Below are 25,115 nucleotides of genomic sequence, written 5' to 3'. Positions count from 1 at the left end.
AAGTATACAATAAAATAGACAAAAGCGAAAGCGCTATTTTTAAGCACGGCAGTTCGTTGTTTGAAGGGAGTTATTATGGACATTAGCCCAAACCGGCCGCTCAAAAGCTATGAGTGGGTCATGAACGATATTAAACGAAAAATGGACGACGGCTCGCTCGCCCCAGGCGATCGCCTCTCCTCTGTTGCCGACCTTGCCGCCTCCTATGGCGTTGGGCAGTCTACAATCCGCGAGGCATTAAGCGCGCTGCGGGCCATGGGCAGGCTGAACATTCGCCAAGGCAGCGGCACGTTTGTCACAGCTCCTCCAGAGCCTGCTTCCCTATCGGCTCCAAGCTTTCTCTATGAAGAAGCGTGGATGGACCGTGCGGAGACGCTGCGCCATATTTTGGAGGTGCGCAAGGTGCTGGAAACGGGCTGCGCTGCACTGGCTGCCCGCAATCGGACCGAAGCCGATCTTGAAGCGCTGGCCTCCATTTTGCAGAGCATGCATGAACGCCTTGGCGACGAAGCCTTCAGCGAACAGGCCGATATCCGTTTCCATCAGGAGCTTGCGAAGGCGACCCATAACCCCGTGCTGCTGGAGATGATGGAATCCTTGTCCGCCAAGCTGCACGAAAGCATGAAGGATACGCGGGCTTTGTGGTTTTATGCAGAGAGAGCAACAGCGGAGCGTTTGCTGGATGAGCATCAGGCCATCTATGCCGCCATTGCTGCACAGCAGCCAGCAGACGCATCCCTGCTTATGGAGGCGCATATTTCCAAGGTGGAGTCCGTGCTGCTTGGCAAGCTGGCCAGCGGCTAAATGCACCAAGCAAAAACGACTTCGTCGTCCTTCTGGGACGACCGAAGAGCTTTGTCGGAGAAATATAAGCCCATTTATACGTGTAAAACTTATAAATTCTTATATTTCAAGGTGAAACGGCTATCGCCGCCATTTGGCGGCGCGGCGCGTTTCAGTCCGGGAAATATAAGCGGAGTATAAGAGGGAAACTTATACTTTCTTATATTTGCAGCAAAGGGAAGGCGCCTGCTTGAACAAGCAGGCGCCTTCCCTTTTTATTTTTCATGAACCTCTTCTTTTTCCTACGTCCTTCTTCCCCTGCTACCCCTTTATGCCCGTCATGGCAATGCCTTCAATAAAATGCCGCTGCGCTACGAGAAAGACGATCAGCGAAGGAATAACAATAACGGAAGTTGCCGCCATCATCAGATGCCACTGCGCCGAATAGGAGCCTTGGAACAGCGTCAGCCCCTGCATGAGCGTGTAATTGCTCTCTGAGGTAATGAAAGCCAGCGGTCCTAAATAATCGTTCCAGTTGGCCAAAAATGTAAGCAAACCAACCACAATCATCGCCTGCTTGCCAATCGGCAAAATGATTTGCAGGTAGATGCGGAAATGTCCGGCTCCGTCCACCTTAGCAGCTTCATCCAGCTCCGTCGGAATACCCAAGAAAAACTGGCGCAGCAGAAAAATGTTGAATATGCCGCCTCCAAACCACGCAGGTGCAATGAGCGGTACGAACGTATCGGTCAAATGCAGCGCATTCCAGAACACATATTGCGGAATCATGACGACGAAAAACGGAATCATTAACCCCGTTAATATAAACCCAAACACTTTGTCGCGGCCCTTCCAGTGAATGCGCGAGAAGCTGTAGGCACAGACCGAGCTGGAAAATAGCACGCCCAGCATCGCCGATGCTGTAATGATGGTACTATTAAGAAAAAATCGCCCAAACGGATAAGCGCCAAGCGCCTGCTCGAAATTTTCCCAGCTTAAATCGTCCGGCAGCAGCTTCGGCGGCATTTGATACAGATCGCCCATATTAATGAGCGAGGTGCGCAGCATCCAAAAAATCGGAAACAGGAAAAACAGGCTGCCTGCTATAAGCAGCGCGTAAATAACGATTCGATTGCCCAATGAGTGCTTTTTCATCTGCGTTCCTCCTTGCCCTCATAATAGACCAAAGACTTGGAGAAGTAGAAAATCGCTGCGGTGAACAGCATAATGACGAGAAACAGCAAGACGGAAATCGCACTGGCGCTGCCCATTCGGGAAGACTTGAAGCCTTCATTGAACAAATACAGCACATAGAGCAAGCTCGCATTGTTAGGCCCGCCCTGCGTCATAACGGCTGGCTGCACAAACGTCTGAAACCCATTAATGAACGCAATGACTGTATTGAAAAAAATGATCGACGAGCTCATCGGAATCGTAATATAAATCAGCTTATGCAGCCGATTGCCTCCGTCGAGCTCAATGGCCTCATACAGATGGGCAGGAATGCCCTGCAAGCCTGCTAGAAAAATAACGATCGTATTGCCCAGCGTCCAGAAGCTGAACAAAATAAGGGTCGGCACAACGGAGGTCGTATCGCCGAGCCATCTGGACGTTGGCAAATGCAGCGCATCCAGCGCATAATTGACGATCCCAAAATCCGGCTGCAGCAGCCACATCCAAACCATCGAGGACGCTGCAAGCGGAATTATAACGGGCAAATAAAAGACGCCGCGAAAAAAGCTTTTGCCCGCAACCTGCTGATTCAGCAGTATCGCTAAAAAAAACGATAAAATAATGCCCAGCGGCACGCTCAGTCCAACATAATAAACCGTTGCTTTCACGGCTGGGTAGAAAAAGGGATCTGCCCCGCTGAACAAGCTGGCATAATTGTCAAAGCCGATCCATTTCGGCACAGTGCCGACGCTGTAGGAAGTAAAGCCCAAATAGAAGGTTGCCGCAATCGGCACAATGACGAAAATGACGTAGCCCAGCAGCACTGGAGAAGCGAAGAGCAGGCCGAAGCCCAGCTCTCCGAATTTCCGTTTTTGCCCAGCTCCGCGCTCCGCCTTTAATTCACGCTCATGAACGCTTGCCAGTGGTTTCATAACAGCTCTCTCCAAACTCGTTTTATCGTTTATTCGCTCACATCATAGCGGCCCTGGATTTCCGGCTGCACCTTCGCTTCGACTTCCTTCATCGCTTCTGCCGCTGTTTTGCGGCCTAGCCATACTTCATCCATGCCGGAGAAGGTAATGGCATTCACCTTCGAGAAATTTTTAATATAATAAGAGCCGGTCGGAACGCCATTATTCAACAGATTGTTCATCATCGCATCCTTGAAGCCCGCTGGATGCGCCGGGTTATTTTCTGCCCATTTCGCCACAAGCTCTGGATCGGTGTACCATTTCGTCATTGTTGGCATCCAGAGGCCGCCCTTGTAGAGGTCAATCGAGCCTTCCGGATTTTCCAGGAATTTCGTCAGCAGCCACGCTTCCTCCAAATGCTTCGTCGATTGGTAAATGACCGATGCCCCGCTAATGCCCATTGGCACGCTGCGCTTCATTTTTGGCAGGACGCCAATATCGTAGTTTACGCCAGCCGCCCCGAGATCGAGATTGATCCACTGTCCATGCATCGACATTGCAACCAGCTTCGATTGCAGCGCAACCGCCTGCGAAGGAATCGACTTCATTTGTACCGGAGATGGCGCAACATGGTGCACATTAATTAAGTCCGCTAGGCGCTGAATCGCTTCCGTCGCCTCCGGCTGGCTAAAGCCGAATTTGCCATCCTTTGTAATCCATTCGCCTTCATTGTTAATGACCGTTGCATGTACAGGGCCATGCCAGGTTTCAAAGGAAACGCCGTATTGGCGGATGTTTTTCGGATCAAAATCCGCTTCCGAGGCGTTTTTGCCGTTTTTGTCAATCGTCAGCTTTTTGGCAACGTCGACAAACTCATCCCAAGTCCAAGCTTCATCCGGCTTCGATGGCGGATACGCGGCATTCGCCTGATCGAACAAATCCTTGTTGTAAAATAAACCGAACGTCTCGCCCGCTGTGCTAATGCCGTAAGCAAAATCCTCGGAAGATTTGAACCAAATATAGTCGAGAAAATCCTCGCGCTTTAGCTCTCCGTCGTTATCGAGCAATTCAAACAGATTGACGAATTTCCCTTCCTTTTGCCAAGGGTCAGCAAGCTCTCCGTGCATATAACCGAGATCCGGGGAATCGTTGCCTGCAACCATCGCCGTAATTTTCGCATCATAGTCAGCTTCCGGAATGTGAATGGCGTTGACTTTAATCCACGGGTATTTTTCCGTAAAGGTTTTGGTCGCCTGCTCCATCGCCGATTTCTCCTGCGGGCTTCCCCAAAACGTAAACTTGAGCGTTACAGGCTCTTTCTCCTCTGGCGTCGCTGTCGCCTCGCCTTTCGGCGATTCCGCAGGCTGCTGGCTGCTGGCTCCTTCACTTGCTGGCGTGTTTCCCCCGTTGCCTGCTCCGCTGCATCCTGCCACAACGAGTGTTAGCGATAATAGCAATGCTGTGAATGCTGATCTTCCTTTGAATCGTGCGATCATATAAAGCCTCCCTTTGTTATTGCAATCTCTTTGTACAGCTCTATCATATTGAATGCGGTTACATTTTAAAATTCGAATATATTTATAATGGTGGACTTTTTCTAGCGCTTGCCAAAAACTTGCAAAATAATGGGGCTCACATTAAAATAATGACTGTGGTCATTTATTGACTGTAGTCATTAATAGTGAAAGTGGTGTGCTTACATGGTGCTGAGACAACAGCGGAAGCAGGAGCTTAAAGAACGTATTTTTAGGCATGCCGTGCAGTTATTTCGGGAAAAAGGCTTTGCAAATGTCACCATTGATGAGATTACGCAAAGCTGCGGCGTTGCCAAAGGAACGTTTTATAACTATTTTCCACGCAAGGAAGCCATCCTCCTTGATTTGGGCCAGATGCAGCTGGAAGTGACGGGAGAAAACCTTGAGCGATACGCATTAATTAATGGCATAAAAGAAAAGCTGCTAACGTTATTTCGCGACTTGTTTCAAAAATATGCCGTAAACGCTGGGCTCGCGAAGCTCACCATAACGGAAATACTGCGCTCTCCCCTGCTTATGCAGGAAGAATTTAATGTCATTAATAAATTTGAGAAGCTGCTGGATGGCCTTCTGAATGAGGCACAGCGGCAAAAGCAATTGCCAAGCTATCTCGCTAGTGCAGACGTCGCAGCCGTGCTCGCAGGCTTGTATTTTCACGCCCTATTAGCATGGGCAGCGTCAGTTGAGGAGGCATGGCAAATGCAGGCAGGCTTTGAGCGCCGTTTTGAAGTGATTTGGGAAGGCTTGAAAATGAGAGGTGAATTCGCATGATGCTGTGGCTTTCCTTTTGCGGGTTCATTTTGCTGCTGCTAGGCGGTATTCATGTTTATTGGGCTTTTGGCGGCAAATGGGGCGCCAGCGCTGCATTGCCTACGAAGGCGGGGTCGCAGCAAACCCTATTTGTGCCGGGAGCAGCAGGTACGTCGATCGTAGCCTGCCTGCTGTTTTGCGCGGCGATGCTCTTGCTCATGCAAGGAAGGCTGCTCCCCGTTTTCTTAGGCGCGGCTTTCATCCAGTGGTGCTGCTGGGCATGTGCAGCCGCCTTTATGCTGCGGACGATTGGCGATTTCAGCTATGTCGGCCTTTTCCGCAAAGTCCGCATAACCCGCTTTGCCAAGTTCGACCTGTATTTGTTTACGCCGCTTTGCCTGCTGCTGTCAGCCGCCTTTTTTGCAGCTGCAACCTTGGAACCCTAACAAAATTAATATGGCGAGAACCAGATTCAGATGAATTTAGTATCACACCTCTTGACTCTGCTACCAGCAAGGTCACCACTCATGAATGTAAATTTGCGGACCGAATGGCAGCTTCGTGCGCTTCGTTTCAGCGCTGACTATCTGCACAAAGATAGACTTGGTGGACACAGCAGCCGCTATTTTAACATAATCACGGGTTATGGCTAATAGGCGGACTCAGGAGCCGCTATTGCGCCGTCCGTCGCCATTTTGACGGGAGAATCATTGCAATAACGGCTTTCCTGTCCGCGTACAGACTGAAATCGGATCAAAAACCAGAATAGCGGAACCTTAGTCCGCCAAAAGCATGGAAGGAGCGTCCGAAAACTGCGTCAAAAAAGCAGCACGGCTTCCTTTAAACACATTGATATCGACGTACATGTCAATCCCTGCCACATGTCCCCTGTTATGATATTGCCAGAACTGCCAGCCTCGCTCTCCAAGCTTCGGATGCTTAACAATATCGCGAATCCATATTTCATAGGGAGCAAAAGCAGATACATCTTCTACATAAGTATGATAAGTATCATACGTCACATACAAAATAGGCTTTTTGCCATAATGCGCCTCCATGCCGTCCGCCAGCGCCTTCAGTTCCTTATGTACGCCCGCTTGTTCATGGTCCAGGCTGATTTCCAGATCGATGACGGGCGGCAGGCTATCCTGCTCATTCGGAACTGTTTTTATAAAATGGGCCGTCTGCTCCTCCCCCGTACTTTTCGTTGTGAAAAAATGATATGCTCCCGTCAAAAAGCGCTGCTCCCTCGCTCCTTGCCAATTTGCTTGGAACCACTCATCGGTATAATCCTTGCCTTCTGTCGCTTTCACAAACATAAATTCATATTTCCCCGCCGCTTTTATTTGCTTCCAGTTTATTTTGCCTTGATAATGCGAGACATCCAGCCCTTTCACCTCATAGGCTTTCGCAAATATGGAATTATGCCAAATGATCCCTTTATATTCTAAAACACCCAGCAGCAAGAGCAAAGCTAGTCCGCCAATGACTATATTTCGCCATTTCTTATTACGTTTCATAATGATGCCCCTTTCTATCATTATGAATATTATACCAATTCGACAAAGTGAAGCCTACAAAAAAACTCGCCCTGCCTCCCATGTTTGGGAAGCTGGCGAGTTTTTGCAGCAGCGTGCTGGAGATGAAGCTTTTATATAGCGAAAATATGATTGCCAATCTGTATGAGCTGTTCCCTCGTCCAAATCCAGGATGACGTTGCAGTCTTCGGGTTAAAATAATACAGTGCGCCATTCGACGGATCATTTCCGGCAATAGCCTCGACAGCGGCCTTGTAAGCAGTGGAATCTGGCTGCAGTTTATACTGTCCATCGTCAACCGCTGTAAATGCGCCTGGCTGCTCGATGACGCCTTTAAGCGTATCAGGGAACTGCGAGGAAGCCAACCGATTCATTACTACAGCTCCTACAGCGACCTGCCCTTTGAACGGCTCACCGCGCGATTCGGCAAATATAATGCGAGCCAGCAAATTCAGCTCATGCTCGCTGACGGTTACTTTTTTCAGCGTCTTCCAGGTTTGCTTGCCCGCAATGCCGTCGGCTTGGAGGCCGTAATCTTTTTGAAAGCGTTTCACGGCATCTTCCGTCATTTTACCGTAGAAGTCCGTTACCTCTGCATTCATAAAATACCCTAAAATCTTTAATCGATACTGAACGTCGGGAACATCTTCCCCTTTGCTGCCATAGCTAAGTGTAGCTGGAGCCGCGGCTCCAGCGATTTGAAGCGGCAAGCTGACGACCAAAAAAATCGCAAATATATATGCTAAGCAATTGCGAAATATTCGATTATTTTTCATATTTCTAATAATCCTCCTCTGTAAAACAAGTACAAAAAATTATTTTTCAAAAATATTTTTTATTTAATTCAGCACTCGTATGAGTTTAGCATAATATTTAAACGAAAGTAACCTTAATCGCATAATTACATGAATTTACTAATGCATCAACAAGCAGACAAACATATGCTGTGGGCCAGCGCGGTATACGGGAGTTTTCTCCAAGGAACTGATATAATGAGGGTCAGATGATGGGCAGAGGTGAAATAAGTTGAACATTATTAAAGTGAAGGATCGGCAGGAGCTGGACAAACGGGTTCCATCTATGCCTTGGTATATTGAGAAATTTATTAATTATAAGCTGCCCGACCTCTCTCCTTCGTCGCTGCTTGAGTATGTAAGGGATTACGAGCTTTTTTTGAATTGGCTCGTGACGGAAGGGCTTTCTGAGGCGGCGGTCATAAAGGATGTTCAGTTAAGCGAGCTGGAGCAGCTGCATATGGACAGCATTGACAGCTTCCGCATGTTTCTCGCTACCCATCCGAGCCATAATAATCGTAAAACGACGATTACCCGCAAGCTGTCCTCCCTGCGCTCGCTGTTTCATTATTTGAGCCAAATCGCTGAGGATGAGCAGTTTTATCCGCTGTTGAAGCGCAATGTCATGGCAAAGGTCGCTATTAAGCGTACAAGCAAGCCTAAGGATACGGCGGCGAAGCTCGAAGGCAAGCTGCTGCAGGAGGAGGAGATTGGGGAGTTTCTTGCGTATATTGCCAGCGGCTACGAAAGCGATCTTGCCGGCAACAAGCAGGCGCTGTATTCCTATGAGCTGAACAAAATACGGGATACGTGCATTATCAGCTTTATTTTGCATTCCGGCCTGCGCGTATCCGAGCTCATTAATCTCAACGTCGATGACATTGATATGAAAAAAAAGCTCGCGCATGTTTACCGCAAAGGTAAAAACGACGATTCGTTTAAAACCCCGGTCTATTTTCGCCAAGAAGCGGTGGATGACCTTCAAGTATACCTGCAAATGCGCGACACACATTATAAAGCGCCAAAGCGTGAAAAAGCGCTGTTCCTTGCCATTGCGAATGGTAAAAAAGAAGGCTCGCGCATGACGAAACGGGCCGTGCAGGCGATGGTGATGAAATATGCGAAGCGGTTCGGCAAGCCCTACTTATCCGTACATAAGCTGCGCCATTCGTTCGCAACTGACTATTATTTGCGCAATGACCTATACAAAACACAAGAGCAGCTTGGGCATGCATCGCCGGAGACGACGCAAATTTACGCCCATTTGACCGATAAGACGATGGCGGAAGCGATTGATCGGGAATAATTTACGGAAATTTGGCGAAGCCCAGCAGTAAATTCAACCAGCAAATGCAAACTAATTAAAGTCAAATAGCCTTCTTGGCTGCAGCTGGCGTTCTGCTTATGCAAGAAGGCTTTTCGTATTGTTCTATTCATTCGCTCAAAAATCTTTGGACAACTCCATATCTGTAGCGGAAATGCCCTCTTCCACCGCAAACTCAAAATCCTCAATGTCGTAAATTTGCACAGGAATCTCGGCTTGAATCAATTTATCCTGAAACTCAAACTGGTCGGACAGCAGCGGCAAATTAAATTTCAATGCGGTCAGCAGCAGCTCCGTTTCGATCGGATCGAATGCTTCGCCGTATTGTGCACTGTCCACAGCATGTACAATTGTAAACTGTATTCGCTCGTTCAGCAGCAGCGGCGAGCTTTCCCGCCATGGCACCTGCATCGTGCGTTCGATTTTTTTACGATTGAGCGGATCTTCAAAAAAAGCAATCAGCTCGCCGATTTTATTTTTGACATGAGCATCATCATCTGGATCTTCCATAACAGGATCTGATCCGTCTCTCATATCATATAGCTCCAAAATGGATGAATAAGGAACAACATAATCAATAGCGCTGCTTGGAACGAGAAGGTGACCATAAGTAGCCACCATTACTGCTTCTATTACAAACCGTCGCGGCATGTTTGACCTCCTTCTATAAAACAACGTTTCCACATTATTATACAATAATCCAACTGGTGTACAAGATAGCCATTCGCCAAATTTGCATTAATTCCACACGTCGCAGTACAATAGTTGGGAAATCATTATCGGAGGTACATACATGATTAGAGAAGAAGCTATCATTATTGGCGCTGGTCCATGCGGCCTTGCCGCGGCCATTGAGCTGCAGCGCATCGGAATCCGCCCCCTTATTATAGAGAAAAGCCATCTGGTCCATTCGATTTCGCAGTATCCGACCTATATGCATTTTTTCAGCACGCCGGAGCTGCTTGAAATTGGCGGCATTCCTTTCACGACGCCGAATGACAAGCCTTCGCGGCTTGAAGCGATGAATTATTATCGCACAGCGGCGCTGCGGCATGAGCTGCGGATTAATCCCTATGAGACGGTAACGCGCGTCGTTCGTGAAAATGGCCGCTTTACGCTCTCCAGCACGAATCGCTTTGGCGAACCGCTGACCTATTCCAGCCGCTATGTTATTATTGCCACTGGTTATTTTGACCATCCAAATTATTTGGGCATACCTGGGGAAGAGCTGGAGAAGGTGACGCATTTTTTCCGCGAGGCCCATCCGTATACCGGCATGGAGGTTGCAATTATTGGGGGCAGCAATTCCGCTATAGATGCAGCGCTTGAGCTCGAACGCATCGGGGCGAAGGTGACCGTCATTTATCGGGGTGAGCACTATTCTTCAAGTATAAAGCCTTGGGTGAAGCCTGGCTTTGAAAGCAAAGTCGCCAAGGGACAAATTGCCATGCGCTTCCGCTCTCGCGTTACGAGCATCGATGACCGCAGCGTCACGCTTGAAGATCCAGAGGGCAAGCATACGATTGCGAATGATTTTGTGCTTGCGCTGACAGGCTTTCATCCGGATCGGGATTTCCTGACGGATACGGGAGTCGTGATGGCTGAGGAAGGGTATCCATTTTTCGACGAAGCTACGATGGAGACGAATGTGCCGAACTTGTTTCTCGCTGGTGTAGTTGCTTCACGACATGAAGCGAATGAAATTTTCATTGAAAGCGGACGCTTCCACGGTAGAAAAATTGCCGCGCATATCGCCCAAAACACCACAGCAGACAAATAAAATGCAAGCACCGTAACCGTTAGAGGCTGCCCATGGCAAGAGAGAGCGCATTGTGATGCGCTAAACCTCCGAGCATGAGCAGCCTCTTCTATTACTCAGTCATGAAACGGTTATCCCCGCGCGCTCCATGCTTCCCCCAATAATTCACTATTGATGCTTACAGCTGCCATTGATCCCATTGAAGCCGCCGCAACGACTTGATATTTTTGCGAAGCAGCATCTCCGGCACTATAAACGCCCGGCACATTCGTCTTGCCAAAATCATCGACAATAACAGCCCCTGCTTCTGTCATTTCACAGCCCAAAGCCTGAGGAAGATTCGATCCAATCGCCAATTTCGGCACGAAGAAAATGCCTTCGCAAGCGATGATTGAGCCGTCCTCCAGTACGACTTGCTGAACGTTGCCATTTTCTGCTTCAATCCGCTGAATTTTCGAGGCAAATACGGGTATATCATGCCGTTTTAATTCCTCACGCTGCTCATCGGTCATTTCGTCAGGGCCATCGGTGCAAATCGCATATTGGCTTGTCCACCCTGCTATCGTTTTGGCGAAGTGTAGCGCACGGTCACCATTGGTTATTATGACAAGCTTTCTATCCCTCATTTCCCAGCCATCACAATACGGGCACACAAATGCGCTTTTTCCATAAACGTCCGTTAATCCTTCCATATCAAGTGGAAGATCCTTCATCCCTACGGCAAAAAGCAGCTTTTTGGCCCCGAAGGTTAATCCTTTGGCAGTCGTAATGATAAATTCCCCATCGGTTCCCGTTACCTCTATGGCTGTGTCGTTTTCAAAAAGAACAGTTGGGTAGACACTAATCTGCTGGCGCGCGATTTGGCGGAACTCGCTTGGCTTAATACCATCTCTCGTCAAGAAGCCATGCGACTCCTTCGTCACCCGATTGCGCGGGCGCTCTTCATCAATAACGATGACACTTTTCCTCGCTCTGCCTAATACAAGTGCCGCACTAAGTCCTGCCGGCCCTCCACCAATAATCGCCACATCCATCAATTGTTTCATATTAACCACCTTCCGAGAGTTTTAATGCCTTTAATTGAAAAATAAAAAAATATTCTTGATCTTTAATATCGTTTTCTGTTGCGATGAGATTATAAAAATGTAGAAACGAACGGTACCGTTTTCGTTCATTTTTAACTCATTGTATGCTTTTCAAAAATAACTATTACAGACACTTAATATCTATTATTGAGCTGCAAAGACTATTATAGACAAAATGAGTCTTTAATTCAAGCTTAAATTATTTTAAATGTTCAAGTATCTTCCCCCGCCATCCTTATATCCTGAACTACTTTCTCGGAAAAATGATATCCTCCCCATATTAATAATGAAACTTTATTGGCTATTGTCTCTTTATCAAATGATACATTTCCAGAAGCCCATAAGTAGCCAGCCTCAAGGATGATGCTTGCAGAAATCGGTACATATAAGCTCTTCTCTACGTCCGTATATTTGGCAGCTAAACAATTGGATAAATATTTATTTAACTCGATTAACATTTTTTCTTTCAATTGTGGGATTAAACTTAAATAACTGCGGCGGCATTGAATATTCGGCTGCTGATGATAGTCGCATACAGCGAGTACGAGCTGGCGTAGGCTTTCTTCATCAAATTTCACGACTCCTGAGGTGCGTTTTTCAACGACAGCCGATGCGGATTCATCAACAATGTAGTCCAATAATTCGTACTTATCATTGAAATGCGCGTAGAAAGTAGCACGGTTCACTTGAGCTCCTTTTGTTAAATCAGCAATTGTAATTTTTTCAAAATCCTTTTCATTCACTAAATTTATAAAAGCATTAATCAAAGACTGCCTGGTTTGCGTCATTCGTATATTCTTTACTTTTGTCCCCACTTCGTTCACTCCTCCTATCAGGTTTTTAAGTGAATCTTAAAGCCAGTACTAACCTGACCATTTTTCGATGTTGTTGCTATAGCAACATTCCCTACCCTATTGTTGGTTGTTCTGTTTGGATATTGGTTGTATTTTTATTAAAGCAACGCATGTTCGTTTAATATAGCATGTATGCCGATGCAAAAGCGACATCGTGTTTGGGCGCTTTTAAAATTAACTGTCAAGGATGGGGAGAATAGCAAATGAAAACTATTGCAATAATTGGTGCAGGACCCGGATTAGGATTGTCACTTGCGAAAAAGTTTGGGGAGCAAGGCTTTAAGGTAGCTGCTATTGCACGCAACGCTGAGAAATTGGCCATTATTGTCAATGAACTAAGCAAGTTAAATATTGAAGCGAGGTCTTATGTCGCGGATGTCACAGATTTGGCCTCTCTCAAGCAAGCTTTACAAGCTGCTAAACAAGATTTTGGTCATATTGATGTGCTCGAATTTAGCCCTTATGCAGGACCGGATATATTTAGACATGTGTTGGAAACAACGCCCGCAGACGTCTTAGAACAAGTCAATAGCCATTTGCTGCCCGCCATTGTGGCCGCCAACGAAGTACTGCCCGACATGATCCATAATAGTTCAGGTGCGATTTTATTTACAACAGGCTTATCTGCCATGTTCCCATTGCCCTTTATTGGAAATGTCGGAATCGTCATGTCGGGTCTTCGCAATTATGCGGCAAACCTGCACAATGAATTAAAAGACAAAGGCATATTTGTTGGACATCTCTCCATCGGAACCTTTATTCAGCCGGACACAGCGGGAGATCCGGATCTCATTGCAGAAGCTTGGTATGATTTATACGAAAGAAAGAATCGTTTTGAAAAAACATTCCCTGAGGGGATTGATCCGACCAAACTTTAAAATTAAGGATAGAGCGATAAACGTAGGGAAATAAAAAACACAATATGCCAAAAACTTATGCTTTCTTATATTAAAAAAAGCCAAGCTGGGAACTTTCCAGCTCGGCTTCTCAAACTATTTGCCGCGTTTCTGCTGCTGTGAATACAAGGCATTCACCGCTTCCTCCTGCGGCTCCTCCTCCTTGTAGCGCGCCTCCTCATACAGCTTAATCAGCTGCTGCCTTTCTATTTCGCTGTAGCTGTCCATGTCCTTTGCGGCCACCTGCCATTTGACGAGCTCCTCTGCCGTTTCCCTAGGCGTCAAATGAGGCTGATACACATAACCTTTGCTTATGCTACGCTTTACCCAGCGGCTGTACAAATAGCGGATTCGCTCCCTCGTTCCCGTAAGCTCCTCCCATTTAACAGCCTGCTCGGCATTATTGCGCTTTCTGCGCAGGCGCCAGCCATCCTGCCATTTGTTTAAGGTCATTAAACTTTCAACCTCATCCGTGTACCCCTGTTCCCCTCCCAGCCTTTCAGCGGATCGCTCTGCCAGCTTGGCAAGAAATTTCTTAGAGAGGCGATACACGACACGCAGCAGCCAATAAACAGCTAATGCTATCGCAGCAATAACGATTATTATTATGACAACCTTCAATACGTTCTCTACCCAGACGAGCCAAGGGGAAGGATCCTTTTGCTCCACAGGCGGAAAAGCGGGCGGTTGCGATGCTTCTGGCGGCGGTGAAGCGGGCGGCTCCGCCTCACGTCCCGTCATTAATGACAGAAGCAGTTGAACGAGAGAACGCACGGCCCATTCGATGCCCTGCGTAATTTGCCTGATGAAGCCAATTGCAATGATAGGAAGCAGCAGCAGAGCAAGCATCCATCTATTTTGACGTTTGAAGGCTTCTACAGAGGCTGAGATTGGGCGATGCTGCCCTGTCTGATCAGTCTCGCGCTGCATCAGCCGCTCATTCACCATGAAAAAATAAACAATCAACGCTATGATTCCGCCCGCTGTCATCCATATTGAGTATTGCTGAAGCGGTATGAGCCAAAATTTAGCCAATTGCAGTGCTAAATAGCCGAAAATGCCTATCATCATCGTGCTGCCAGTAAACACAATCGGCCAGCTGTGCAGCCGTTCATTCATTCCGCGGTAAGCAGCTATGCTGCCGAAAATAGCAAGCGCTGGCCACCAAACTTCCCAGCTTGTCCCTGATGCCGTTGCAATTACCCCGCATACGGCAAGCAAACCATCAGAAAGCAAACTGCCAATCAGCAAGGCAAGGCATAATCTGGTTGCCCGATTGCTATTAATCAGCTTCTCTGAAATGGCAAGAAGCAGCGAACCAGCGCCATAACATAATGGCAAACTGATCATCCATACGATAAGGAGGCTGCCTGAGAGCGCATAAGCACCGAAAGGCAAAACGAAAGGCAGAAAAAACAGCAGCTCCAGCAAGCCTTTCCCTACAGCTATGCCTGCGATTTTTCCAATAGGCGACTTGTTCATAATGCTCCACCTGCCTGCTGCTGGTCGCTAGCTAGCCCTTCCAACAGCCAAATCGAGACGGAGTTGCCGCCGAAACGCAGCTGCTGAGCGGCAAGCTCCAGCGTTTCATTCCAATAAGCGGAAATAATGAGCACATCGCAGCCGCTTACACCACGCTCGCTCTCCCTTTGCAGCAAATCGCTGAACAGCTCCGTCCGGGTCAGCGACAGCTTGGCGAGCAGCTCCAATATCGCCATCCACTGGTCATGTCCGCTGCGGGGCAGCAGCATGGCACTTTCAAGCTCGCCTTGCAGCGGCATATTGGCAGCGAAGCCGACTTCCATGCCGCTGGCCGTGACGGCCTCCGCTGCTCCTGCTGCCCATTCAATGCCCCGTTCGATTAATGCTTCATCCGTAATCGTGCGCCACATGCCCTCATGATCTTCGACATTCAAATAAATCATCAGCTTCCGGTCAGCTGTATAATCATATTGATGAACCTGCAGCTTGCCTGCCCGAGCAGTCGCTTTCCAATTGACCGCCTTGAAGGAATCGCTAGGACGATAATCTCTTGCGCCTACGACAACGAAAGGATCTTCCACAATCCAGCGCCGCACGGACGTCTCGCCCTGCCAGCTATGAGAGGGCAGCTCGTCCACCTTCACCTGTGCGGGGAGCGGATATACAAGCAACTCGCCTTCTATCATCATTTGCTTCATATCATGATGAATGCCAAGCAAATCACCGCCGGTCAGAGCAACCGAGCGAAGCTTGTATACCCCGCGCCTGGCGCTGACGAACGAATGCGTGCGAGTAATTTTCGTATAAGGCATAAGGCTGAAGAAGCTTTTATGATTCTGGTAATGCTCCCCGCTGCTCACCGCAAGATTATCCTGCGAGCGAAAGATGAGCTGGGAAGACAATTGGGATTCGACACGCAGCCAAGGAACAGGCAGCCATTTGCCATTTGACAGTTGCTCCACTAGTTCCATACGATCCCCACTAAAGCAGGTTTTTTGACTAAAGCGCCTGGAATAGCTAATGTTCCGCAAGGCAAACCTGCGAAATACATTAGCTTGAAGCATAACTATAATGATTGCAGCGATAATAAAAGAAACGACGAGCATCGACTATTTACTAGCCCTATTTAGCGAGAAGCCCTGCCTCGGCAGGAACCTCGGTTCGCCTAATAATGTCTTCGATAATTTTCTCTGCGCTGCCTTGTGTACGCTGCAGTCCACGAAGCGCGAGACGATGGGCCAGCACGGGCTGCGCCATCGCTTTAACATCATCCGGCGTTACAAAATCTCTTCCCCGCAAAATCGCCTGCACCTGCGAGGCTTTCAGCAGCGCCTGGCTGCCGCGAGGGCTTACCCCCGTCTGCACTTCTTCCCTGCTCCGCGTCTGCTCTACTAGCTTCAGCATATAAAGCAGCACATCATCCGATACGCGTACGGAGGAGTATAGCTTCTGGGCTTCAGCAATTTCGTCTGCTCCAGCAATCGGTGCAAGCTGCTCCAGCGGGTCGCCCTCTTTAAAGCGCTTCAAAATTTGCAGCGCCTCATCCGTTGTGGGGTAGCCCATTTTAACCTTGAACAAAAAACGGTCCAGCTGCGCTTCAGGCAGCGGAAACGTTCCTTGATGCTCGACGGGATTTTGCGTCGCCATAACCATGAACGGCCGCGAAAGCGGCATCGTCTCGCCCTCGAGGCTTATTTGCCGCTCCTCCATACATTCAAGCAGGCTGGATTGGGTACGTGGCGTTGCACGGTTAATTTCGTCAGCCAGCAGCATATTCGTAAACAAAGGGCCGGACCTGAACTCAAAATCCCCCTGCTTCTGATTGTAAAAATGGATGCCCGTCAAATCGGACGGCATTAAATCCGGCGTAAATTGCACACGCCGGAAAGTCAGGCTGAGCGACTTCGCCAGCGATTTGGCAAGCAGTGTTTTTCCCGTCCCGGGTACATCCTCCAGCAGCACATGACCGCCGGTAATTAATGCGATAAACAATAGATCGGCTATATGCTCTTTCCCTACGATGACGCGGCCAATATTGCTTCTCAGCTGTTCAGATAATGCAGCAATGGATTGGTAAGACATGCTAGCAGCTCCTTTTTTCTCACTATAAATAGGATGTATTATTGACTCCAGCCACATCGCTCGCGCTGCACACGCTGCAGCTGCGACCAGCGAACGAGCCTGATGCCCTCGGCTTGCAGCGTCTGCACAATCTCGCGATCGCGGAACAGCTGGAACTCGAGCCCGCGCTTCTCAGGCTGGCCATGGAAGGATAGCAGCTCATCGGTTACGAGCGACGGATGAATAATAAGCTCTGTCAAACCCGGCGGCAAGCTGCGCAGCTGCTGTTTCATCGCCTCTTTGAACGACGAATACGTTTCCCCAGCCTGCAGCTGAAATGGCAAACCGACTAGGTAATCCAATATGATGACGCCTTTGGAATCCGCCAGCATTCCGAGCTGCTTCGCCTGCTCAGCGAGCTCTGGAGAGGCTGTTTGCGCGCGATCACCAAGCAAATGGCGCGGTAAGCGAAAAGGCAAGCCATATTTGGCGCATACGTCGAATACAATAGGTAAAAAATGCTTTCCTGTCGCAAGCCCGTACAAGCTGCCCATATGATTGTCGGCATGGCTCGGCTTCATCCCTAATTGCAGGGCAAGCTCTATTTGGGCAACCATTTCTCGCTCTACCTGCTCGGAGTCGGCCTGCAGCTCGAATGTTCGGCTGTCTTTCGGGAAATATCCGCCCTCTACGAGCAAGGAAGGAACATCCTCCGGCTTGCTCACGGGGCCCCAGCGATAATTGTCCCACTCGCTTGTAAAAGTGAAATGAATGCCTACATCATGCTCCTGATGCAGCGCGCACCACTTCGCCGCTTCCCGCGCTGTGCGGCACGGCATCATAATTGTTGCCGAGCTTACTGCGCGTTCTTCCAGCAGTTGCTCCACCGCTTTATTGACTGAACCACATAAGCCATAATCATCTGCATTAACAATGAGCAGTCTTTCATCGCTGCTGTATCCTAATGCTGCTGCAACACTCATGAGCCCAACTCCTCCAATTTATAGTGGTCAATGACTACAATGGTTGTTCAACATCGGCAAGATGCTTAAGAAATAGCGCTTTCAAACGCGGCTCATTGCTGCCTGTCCAGTTCACGATTTTTGCCGCTTGGATCACAATTTTCTGCAATACCGCCGCTTCGTCAAGCTGCTCCCGCCAGCGCGTCATAAAATGCAGCGTCACATCAAGCATCCGCAGTTTAAGCAGCAGTGTTATCGCATTTGCTTCTACCTCCGTCAGCCGTAATTCCGACCCAAAGCCTTCACAAAACAAGGCGATTCGCTCCAGCCGCCCATCATCGGCCCCATCAATCAAATCCACGATAACGACAGCGAGCTCCATCGCCCTTACATCGACTGTGCAAAATTCAAAATCCAGCAATCCGACTACAGCATCCCCACGTGCAACGGAATTGCTGAAATTCAAATCGCCATGAATCCATTGGCGGGGAAGCTCGGCTATGTTTTTCAACTCGCTTTGTAAACGCTCTCGCTCCTGCTGCAAGCAAGCTATCTGCTCCTCAAATTCCGGCAGCAGCCCAGCTTCATTAGCAATTTCCCGCATAGCTGGAATGCCTATGGCTTCATAAGATTGCTCCAGCTTATAATACGGATCATAAATAGGCTCGCCATGAGGCTTAATGGCGCTTAATCCCTTGCATAAAGCAGCCGTAGCGATGCCGAGCCCCTTAATGTGGGAAATATTTTCGACCGAAGGCCGCTTGCCTTCAATGAAATGGCATAGCGTAGCCAGCTTGCCGCCTGGCGCCTCCGTTACGGTCTGCCCTGCGCGATTGGCTACAGGCATCGGAACGTCAAAAAGGCGCGCGTCTTGCTCCAGCAGCCCAAATAACACCTCATGCTCCAGCAAAACCGTCGACTTATTTTGATGATTGTTGTAAATGCGCAGCACGTAGCGGTTATTTCCCGCCTGCACGATCCGCGTTGTATTGTTCATGCCGCTGTCTCCGGCAGCTATTTCCCATCGTGCGCCAAGCTCATATTGGTCTAAAAACGTTGAAAAATCATGCTGACTCAATAGTTTTGTCCTCCTCCAGCTACCAGTTGCTGCCTTTATTATACTTGCTGGGAGCAGAAGTTGGCAAAAAAGCGGAAATCAGCCGCAGACATTCGCTATTTCCCTGTAACTGAACCGTCCTTTTACAGGCAAGCTTCGACACATTTTGTATCAGCTTAATCCGGGCTTTTCGCGTTGTTGCCCCTTCATTTTGCCATATCTAGTTTCCCCTGATTTTGCTCCCTCCATCTGTTGTAGCTGGAAAGGATATCCTATGTTTTCAGCTTTATTAGGCAATCGTTAGCCTGCTGTCGAAATCATTTTAAACATGTTGGATTGTGCGCTTCCCCGGGAAATAGACGGCTCATTTCCACCTTTCTATTTCCCGCATTTCCCCCTCATTCCGTCAGCTTGAATTTTCGCTCAATTCTAATAATTTCCCCGTGAGGTTTATTCAGGCGGCTTTGCAGCGTCTCCAGATGACGTCTCCGGTATCGAAAATCCAGCACTGCGGATACAAGCAGCACCGCACCTGCACCCAGAATACCTTCCTGGCCAAGCACGCTGGCCGCCAGCGCAACACTAAGCAGCAGCCAGAGCAGTGCTGTCATATTCACCGTGCGGCTCCACCTTCCGAGATGCCAAGGCGCATCCATGAGCAGCTTGTGCTTCTTCCCTGCGCGCAGCGCTAACGCAATCGGGATTGCATACGCCGTGTAAAGGCAAATTAGCGTGAAGCTAGGGACAGCAGCTGTGAGCAGGCGCTCTGGAAAGAGCACGCAAGAGGCTCCCAGGATTATGAAAAACAAAGCGGCTGCTAGCCAGACGCATTTCCTGGGAGATTGAGTTGCAGGGTGAACGCCTGCCAGCTGCTTGCTGAAAGGCAGCGCCTTATCGCGCGTCAGGCTGTACAATAATCGGGAGCAAGCGATCAGCACGCTGCTGCTGCTTGAGTAGAGAAGCACGACTAGGAACAGGGTCACCAGCGGTGAACGGCTGATAGCTTCCAGCAAACTGCCTGCAAACCACTCGCTCCCGCCAGCCGGTATGCCTCCATTTGAGAAGCCAGGCCACACAAGCGTCAGCACAGCCAGCAGCACAAAGCCGATAATAAACGTGTAAGCTGTCGACAAATAGATCGCCCATGGCACGCGAATGCGGGGATCGGACGTCTCCTCGGCACCTTGGGCAGCGCTGTCCATGCCGAGAAACAGCTTTTGCAGCAGCAGAAAGCCCGCTATCATCCCTAAGGCGGATTGCCCTTTCCCCTCCCCACTGCGGGCAGGAAGCGTGAATAACAGCTCAGGTGCAAATGCGCCCGGCCAATACAGCGCCATTAAAATGCCGATTGCAGCGATTGCAGCGATAAGCTGCAGCCAAAGTCCGCTTCGCAGCAGAACAGCCAGCAGACGGACACCACGACTGTGCAAAGCTGCTTGCGTAACCACCATTGCCAAGGCAATGATTGCTTTCGACCATATTGAAGGCGTGTAACCGAGCCAGCCTGCAAGCATTCCATCCAGCAAGGAGGCACACAGCAGATTGGTCAGCAGCAGTAACCCCATATAGCCAGCCATGTGAAACCAGCCCGCATGCCAGCCCCATACACGTCCTCCTAATGCCGAGGACCAATGATAGACGCCCCCGGCGGTCGGAATAGCAGAGGACAATTCGGCCAGCGATGCACTTACCATCAAGGCAAACAACGCGGCAAGCGGAATGCCTATACCGACGACAATTGGCCCGCCCTGCTGCAGGGCAGGCGCCAGAAACAACAAAGCTGCTGCACACAGCCCCATCGTGTTGAAGGAAAGCCCAAATGAAGCTGCCGCTCCAAATTTGCGTCTGAGCTGCTGGGCAAGGCCAAACAAATTTAAATCATGCTTATCCTGCTGCATTTGAATATAGGTGGCATAAGCCGTCATGCTCTGATGGCTCGACGATTTGATACTTTGCTGCGCTTTGACAGCTCCGGCTAATGCAGCAGCACATACAGCGAAAAATAAAGCCAGCCCGATTACGAGCGCAATCATTCCACCACCCCCATCATTAAGCAGTATATGTGAGGGTGAAAGGGCTCATGCCAGCAAACAAACGAAATACATCATGACATTAATATTTTATGACATTAACTATAGGGCAGAAGCAGGCACACTAAACTAGCTAAACTAGTGCGAGTACCCGATTCAGCAATTGGTCGGTGTCAAACGGTTTTTCTATCCACTCGGTAATGCCCAGCTCAGCCGCTGCCTCTATTTTTTCAGGCTCCCCGTACGCGGTAATGAGCAATACTTTAACATTCGCATCGCTTTTGCGAATCGCGCACAGCACGTCCAATCCGTCCATATCAGGCAGCATAAAATCCAGCAAAATGCAGTCCGCTCCATATCGCTCGAATTGCTCAAGCGCGTTCAGCCCATCTGCAGCTTCATAGACGGTAAATCCCGCCTTCTGAAACAGCTCTGCCAGCATGAGCCGAATGAGCGGCTGGTCGTCAACAATAAGCAGCTTCTTCCCCTCAGCTAGCTTTGCTGCATCCGCGCTGCCCGCCAAAGCTTGAGGCGCCTGTTTGCTGCGACCGTCCTCCAGCTTGCCGGGAACGTTTTTTTTCATTGGGCTGAGCTGCATGCTTGAAGATTGTCGCCGAATTGGGGGCGCCGAAAAGCGCGGCCCCTTGTCCTTTTTCACATACTGCAAATAAACAACGAAAGCGATCGTCGTGACAAATACAGCGCATAATAAAATGATATAAATCATGCTGTCTTCTCTCCTGCTGCAAAGTTGCACATATCAATAATTGACGACCATTGGTCCGAGCGGGCCATTTTCATTAATCATATCCTCAATGTCATAGACGGAGATGGGGAAATACGGAAAACCAAATGCATAAGGCGTCAGCTCATACAGGGCAAAATAAAGCACCAGCGTCCGGTCCGCCACATAAAAGTCCTGATCCGGCCTTATCGCTTTGAACGGCGACAGCGTGCTAATATCTCGCGACCTGATTTGAGCGTTGACCAGCGCGGACAGCTTGACGATATAATTGCTTCCAGGCTTAAACAGCTCAGCAAGCGCGTAAGAACGTCCCGTAGTCAGCTTGAAGGTAAGCGACTGCTGCAGTGTCAGTCCATGCGCTCCACCCGTATAGGCGTAGTTCAACAAAGACAGGCTGAGCACATCCTTCTGGTTGTTTTTGAGCTCAAAATATCCTTGCATCTCCGCATGCGGGTCTTCAAGCGTGCCTTGCTCAGCTACGAGATGCTGCGCTGCTGAGTGAATGATCCCATTGATTTGACTATCTGCTGCCTCATTGGATCCCCCGCTAATATGAGGCAGCCACAGCTCGGCCTTTGGAAACGTACTGCGGACAGACTGAACGATTACAGGAGATTGAAACGCCATATCGGGCTACACCTGCCTATTCGCTAGAATGCTCCATTGTATGCAGATTACGCCTCATCTCATGCCACTCAATTCCTCCATGTGTGGAAGAAGCCTTGCCTACGTATGTAAATTTCGCCTGTTCATAAAAAGAAATCAAATGCGGCTCGCACATTAAAATAATCGCTTTCAGCCTCTCATTTTCGCATGCTTGGATCAGCTTGTCCAGCAGTTTTGCAGCAATTCCCCTGCGCCTGAATGCCGGATCTACCGCAATAGTCAGTATGCAAAAGTTGTCTCCCGCGTATTCGCCTGGATGACTTCCTTTCATCTCGTCACCGCAGCTTTCCTGCTCCGTCCGAATTCCATTGGCGATGCCAAGCAACTCGCCATCCTCCGACCAAGCAGACCAGAAATACGAAGGATACTCCTGAAAACGGTACTGGAATCCCGCCTCCGTCGCCGCGGCCCCAGAAGAGTAGCAGCGCTGCTCAAGCTCCAGCGCCTGTGATAGCTCATGCTGCTGAATCAATCTCAGCTTCACTTCGTTCATAGCTGCATTTTCTCCCGTTCGGTTAAGCGCCTGCCTCTAATGTCTAAAACAAGCTTGCCATTATTGAGACCAATAATGCGGTCCGCAAACCGTTCGGCATAATCGCCTTGATGCAGCACGGCAATAACCGTAACGCGCTGCTCCGTGCAAAGCCGTTTTAAATCGGCGAGCACCTGGTCGGCCGTATGCGGGTCAAGTCCGGATACCGGCTCGTCCGCCAAAATGATTTTTGCGCCGTGCACGAGCGCGCGGGCAACAGCGATACGCTGGCGCTCTCCCCCGCTCATCTTCTCCGCCTTCAGATGTGCTTTATCGATAAGTCCCAGCTTCTCTATCGTATCCATAGCGCCCATATAATCGTCGCTGCGCACCATGCCGGTCCATCGCCGCCAAGCGGGGGTTTGGGTCACCGATCCGATAATCACATTTTTGAGCCCCGTCTTGCTTGGATACAGTACAGGCTTCTCTTCTAGATAAGCCACCTCGCGGCGAACTTTAAATCTGCCGGTCAGCCCTTGCTTCAAAACATCCGTTCCATTCAGCTTGTAGCTTCCCCGCGTCCATTTTTCCTGCAGCGCCAAGCATTTAAGCAGCATCGATTTCCCGCTTCCGCTCGCTCCCTTAATCGCGATAAACTCGCCATCCTCCACATCCAAATGTATATCGTCGAGCACTTTCGGCCCGCCTGGAATAACCTTCGTCAAATTCGAAATTCTTATCATTTTCCGCGCCCCTTTGTTTCACGCATCATATTTTCAGCATTTTGTATAATTCGATTCGGTCGCTCCCGGATGCAATATTTAGAGCGATAAAACCGCTTGCTCTAAATATTGCACATTGAAAGTCGCTCAGGGGACTTATGCAAAATGCTCTTTTATATAAATCTAGTTTACGGGAAACAAAAAACAGTTTCCACACGAACAAATGTTTGGTATAATAAAAACAGCAAGCGAAAACGGCTGAAGCCTTCCTCTGGTGGCAAAGGTACCGTTTCGCGATGAAATATAAGAGTTTATATGTGAACAACTTATAAATCCTTATATTTGAACAAAGGTTCTGATTGACTATTTATTAAACATCCAATAAGGGAGGCAGGATCACCATGAAGAGCACTTGTGAAAATTTTCGTTTCGTTGAGAAAAGTTGGCCACGTCGAGATTTGACTTTTAAATTTTATTCAAACGGAGAGTTGACGATTATTGATAACAGCTCTGAGGAGGTGATCTCTCCGAACGACTTGCGGGGCGACAGCCTGGATTTCTATATCCGCCGCCGCATTGCCTTTATCAAGACAACGCTGCTGGTGTCGCAGCTTAAATATGCATGATTATACTGAAAATAACCAGCTAATCTAATTTTCATCCTTAATTTTCCTAATTCAGTGTTGCCGAAACGGGTTTGCTGCGTTGACGTAAGGCTCCTGATACTGTAGATTGATTTCATACACAGTCTATTTTGCGCTAAAGGAGCCGTGCTTTCTATGAAGCAGCACATTATGTTTGACCTCGACGATACATTAATTCATTGTAATAAATATTTCTATTTGGTCATTAGTCAGTTTGTTGATGCAATGACCACCTGGTTTGCCGGATATGAAGAAGTAACTGCGGACGCTGTAAGAGATAAACAAACAGAGATCGACATTGCCGGAATTGCCGTGCTTGGTTTTAAGAGCGAGCATTTTCCTCAATCTTTCGTTGACAGTTATGTTTATTTCTCCGATGTAACCGGAAGGAAGCGCTCCGCTTTAGAACAAGATTTTCTCTGGAAGCTTGGGCTCAGCGTGTATGAGCATGATACAGAGCCTTATCCGAATATGGAGGAGACGCTGTATTCTTTAGCTAATCAAGGCCACGAGCTGCATTTGTACACTGGGGGCGAACAACTTATTCAATCCCGCAAAATTAATCAATTAAATTTAAGCAAATATTTTAATAACCGAATCTATATTCGCCAACACAAAACGAATGAAGCGCTGGAGGACATTTTAGCCGAAACTTCGCTGGATCGCGCACGCACATGGATGATCGGCAATTCTATTCGCACGGATGTTGTTCCCGCCTTGACTGCAGGCATCCATGCCATTCATATGCGCAAGGATACCGAATGGCAATATAATGTTGTCAATATTGAAGTCCAGCCTAAAGGTGCCTTTTTCACTTTGAATGATTTAGTGGAAGTACCGGAAGCCATCTACGGTTATATCAACCGCTAGCT

Annotated in this window: 26 protein-coding genes; 8 read left to right on the top strand and 18 right to left on the bottom strand. The window is 48.7% G+C overall.

Translation table 11 applies throughout. From position 1 onward, the window contains the following. Nucleotides 1-75: 75 nt before the first annotated feature. A complete protein-coding gene (locus tag BBD42_RS24295; protein WP_099520243.1) occupies nt 76-804 on the top strand; it encodes a FadR/GntR family transcriptional regulator in 729 nt (242 codons plus the stop codon). Nucleotides 805-1,104: 300 nt separating this feature from the next. Here BBD42_RS24295 and BBD42_RS24290 read toward each other — a convergent pair whose 3' ends face one another. Genes BBD42_RS24290 through BBD42_RS24280 form a run of 3 tightly spaced genes read right to left on the bottom strand, consistent with a single transcriptional unit; the run spans nt 1,105 to nt 4,363 of the window. Then, nucleotides 1,105-1,938, bottom strand: a complete 834-nt coding sequence (locus tag BBD42_RS24290) for a carbohydrate ABC transporter permease (RefSeq protein ID WP_099520242.1) — start codon at nt 1,936-1,938, stop codon at nt 1,105-1,107. After that, nucleotides 1,935-2,888: a carbohydrate ABC transporter permease gene (locus tag BBD42_RS24285; RefSeq protein ID WP_099520241.1), complete on the bottom strand. Its 954-nt coding sequence runs from the start codon at nt 2,886-2,888 to the stop codon at nt 1,935-1,937. Before BBD42_RS24285 ends, BBD42_RS24290 begins: the two co-directional genes overlap by 4 nt. Nucleotides 2,889-2,917: 29 nt before the next feature. Continuing rightward, complete coding sequence (locus BBD42_RS24280; RefSeq protein WP_099520240.1) at nt 2,918-4,363, bottom strand: ABC transporter substrate-binding protein; 1,446 nt, start codon at nt 4,361-4,363, stop codon at nt 2,918-2,920. Between the two features lie 204 nt (nt 4,364-4,567). On the opposite strand from BBD42_RS24280, the gene BBD42_RS24275 reads away from it, so the two are divergent. Next, a complete protein-coding gene (locus BBD42_RS24275) occupies nt 4,568-5,173 on the top strand; it encodes a TetR/AcrR family transcriptional regulator (protein WP_099520239.1) in 606 nt (201 codons plus the stop codon). Next, entirely contained in the window at nt 5,170-5,598 is a 429-nt protein-coding gene (locus tag BBD42_RS24270) for a DUF3995 domain-containing protein (protein ID WP_099520238.1), read from the top strand. The genes BBD42_RS24275 and BBD42_RS24270 overlap by 4 nt, the downstream gene beginning before the upstream one ends. Before the next feature lie 330 nt (nt 5,599-5,928). Here BBD42_RS24270 and BBD42_RS24265 read toward each other — a convergent pair whose 3' ends face one another. Beyond that, nucleotides 5,929-6,672 carry a GH25 family lysozyme gene (locus BBD42_RS24265; RefSeq protein ID WP_099520237.1) on the bottom strand — a complete coding sequence of 248 codons (744 nt, stop codon included), beginning with the start codon at nt 6,670-6,672 and terminating at the stop codon, nt 5,929-5,931. Nucleotides 6,673-6,803: 131 nt separating this feature from the next. Next, nucleotides 6,804-7,466, bottom strand: coding sequence for a cell wall hydrolase (locus BBD42_RS24260; RefSeq protein ID WP_099520236.1), 663 nt, complete (start codon nt 7,464-7,466; stop codon nt 6,804-6,806). A gap of 250 nt (nt 7,467-7,716) precedes the next feature. Here BBD42_RS24260 and xerS point away from each other — a divergent pair, with 250 nt between their 5' ends. Next, nucleotides 7,717-8,790: a tyrosine recombinase XerS gene (xerS, locus tag BBD42_RS24255; RefSeq protein ID WP_056040649.1), complete on the top strand. Its 1,074-nt coding sequence runs from the start codon at nt 7,717-7,719 to the stop codon at nt 8,788-8,790. Nucleotides 8,791-8,925: 135 nt separating this feature from the next. Here the strand turns inward: xerS and BBD42_RS24250 are convergent, their stop codons facing one another. Further along, complete coding sequence (locus BBD42_RS24250) at nt 8,926-9,459, bottom strand: ADP-heptose synthase (RefSeq protein ID WP_099520235.1); 534 nt, start codon at nt 9,457-9,459, stop codon at nt 8,926-8,928. Between the two features lie 142 nt (nt 9,460-9,601). On the opposite strand from BBD42_RS24250, the gene BBD42_RS24245 reads away from it, so the two are divergent. Continuing rightward, a complete protein-coding gene (locus BBD42_RS24245) occupies nt 9,602-10,588 on the top strand; it encodes a YpdA family putative bacillithiol disulfide reductase (RefSeq protein WP_099520234.1) in 987 nt (328 codons plus the stop codon). A 110-nt stretch (nt 10,589-10,698) separates the two neighbouring features. On the opposite strand, the gene BBD42_RS24240 is transcribed toward BBD42_RS24245, so the two are convergent. Together BBD42_RS24240 and BBD42_RS24235 are read right to left on the bottom strand one after the other, a co-directional pair. Next, complete coding sequence (locus BBD42_RS24240) at nt 10,699-11,613, bottom strand: NAD(P)/FAD-dependent oxidoreductase (RefSeq protein ID WP_099520233.1); 915 nt, start codon at nt 11,611-11,613, stop codon at nt 10,699-10,701. Nucleotides 11,614-11,864: 251 nt separating this feature from the next. Further along, entirely contained in the window at nt 11,865-12,467 is a 603-nt protein-coding gene (locus tag BBD42_RS24235) for a TetR/AcrR family transcriptional regulator (RefSeq protein ID WP_099520232.1), read from the bottom strand. A 242-nt stretch (nt 12,468-12,709) separates the two neighbouring features. Here BBD42_RS24235 and BBD42_RS24230 point away from each other — a divergent pair, with 242 nt between their 5' ends. After that, entirely contained in the window at nt 12,710-13,384 is a 675-nt protein-coding gene (locus BBD42_RS24230) for an SDR family NAD(P)-dependent oxidoreductase (protein WP_099520231.1), read from the top strand. A gap of 114 nt (nt 13,385-13,498) precedes the next feature. Here BBD42_RS24230 and BBD42_RS24225 read toward each other — a convergent pair whose 3' ends face one another. The 10 genes from BBD42_RS24225 to BBD42_RS24180 all read right to left on the bottom strand — a co-directional run bounded on the left by BBD42_RS24225 (nt 13,499) and on the right by BBD42_RS24180 (nt 23,620). Continuing rightward, complete coding sequence (locus BBD42_RS24225; RefSeq protein WP_099520230.1) at nt 13,499-14,884, bottom strand: DUF4129 domain-containing protein; 1,386 nt, start codon at nt 14,882-14,884, stop codon at nt 13,499-13,501. Continuing rightward, a complete protein-coding gene (locus BBD42_RS24220; protein WP_172455609.1) occupies nt 14,881-15,846 on the bottom strand; it encodes a DUF58 domain-containing protein in 966 nt (321 codons plus the stop codon). Before BBD42_RS24220 ends, BBD42_RS24225 begins: the two co-directional genes overlap by 4 nt. Before the next feature lie 160 nt (nt 15,847-16,006). Then, nucleotides 16,007-16,966: an AAA family ATPase gene (locus tag BBD42_RS24215; RefSeq protein ID WP_099520228.1), complete on the bottom strand. Its 960-nt coding sequence runs from the start codon at nt 16,964-16,966 to the stop codon at nt 16,007-16,009. A 38-nt stretch (nt 16,967-17,004) separates the two neighbouring features. Then, nucleotides 17,005-17,928 (bottom strand): polysaccharide deacetylase family protein, encoded by a 924-nt coding sequence (locus tag BBD42_RS24210; RefSeq protein ID WP_099520227.1) that lies wholly within the window; start codon nt 17,926-17,928, stop codon nt 17,005-17,007. A gap of 34 nt (nt 17,929-17,962) precedes the next feature. Beyond that, a complete protein-coding gene (locus tag BBD42_RS24205) occupies nt 17,963-18,985 on the bottom strand; it encodes a phosphotransferase (RefSeq protein WP_099520226.1) in 1,023 nt (340 codons plus the stop codon). Between the two features lie 377 nt (nt 18,986-19,362). Further along, entirely contained in the window at nt 19,363-20,997 is a 1,635-nt protein-coding gene (locus tag BBD42_RS24200) for an amino acid permease (RefSeq protein ID WP_099520225.1), read from the bottom strand. Between the two features lie 130 nt (nt 20,998-21,127). After that, nucleotides 21,128-21,721, bottom strand: coding sequence for a response regulator (locus BBD42_RS24195; RefSeq protein ID WP_099520224.1), 594 nt, complete (start codon nt 21,719-21,721; stop codon nt 21,128-21,130). A 33-nt stretch (nt 21,722-21,754) separates the two neighbouring features. After that, complete coding sequence (locus BBD42_RS24190; RefSeq protein ID WP_099520223.1) at nt 21,755-22,366, bottom strand: DUF3298 and DUF4163 domain-containing protein; 612 nt, start codon at nt 22,364-22,366, stop codon at nt 21,755-21,757. A 16-nt stretch (nt 22,367-22,382) separates the two neighbouring features. Beyond that, entirely contained in the window at nt 22,383-22,898 is a 516-nt protein-coding gene (locus BBD42_RS24185; RefSeq protein ID WP_099520222.1) for a GNAT family N-acetyltransferase, read from the bottom strand. After that, on the bottom strand, nt 22,895-23,620 hold the full coding sequence (locus BBD42_RS24180; RefSeq protein WP_056040674.1) for a phosphonate ABC transporter ATP-binding protein: 726 nt from the start codon (nt 23,618-23,620) through the stop codon (nt 22,895-22,897). The genes BBD42_RS24185 and BBD42_RS24180 overlap by 4 nt, the downstream gene beginning before the upstream one ends. A 380-nt stretch (nt 23,621-24,000) precedes the next feature. On the opposite strand from BBD42_RS24180, the gene BBD42_RS24175 reads away from it, so the two are divergent. Then, the gene (locus BBD42_RS24175) at nt 24,001-24,225 is read left to right on the top strand and encodes a hypothetical protein (protein WP_056040867.1); all 225 of its coding nucleotides are present in this window, start codon (nt 24,001-24,003) and stop codon (nt 24,223-24,225) included. A gap of 153 nt (nt 24,226-24,378) precedes the next feature. Then, nucleotides 24,379-25,113, top strand: a complete 735-nt coding sequence (locus BBD42_RS24170) for an HAD family hydrolase (protein ID WP_099520221.1) — start codon at nt 24,379-24,381, stop codon at nt 25,111-25,113. The last annotated feature ends 2 nt before the right edge of the window (nt 25,114-25,115 follow it).

Source organism: Paenibacillus sp. BIHB 4019, from assembly GCF_002741035.1.
GTDB lineage: Bacteria > Bacillota > Bacilli > Paenibacillales > Paenibacillaceae > Pristimantibacillus.
This window is presented reverse-complemented; position numbering and strand designations above follow the sequence as displayed.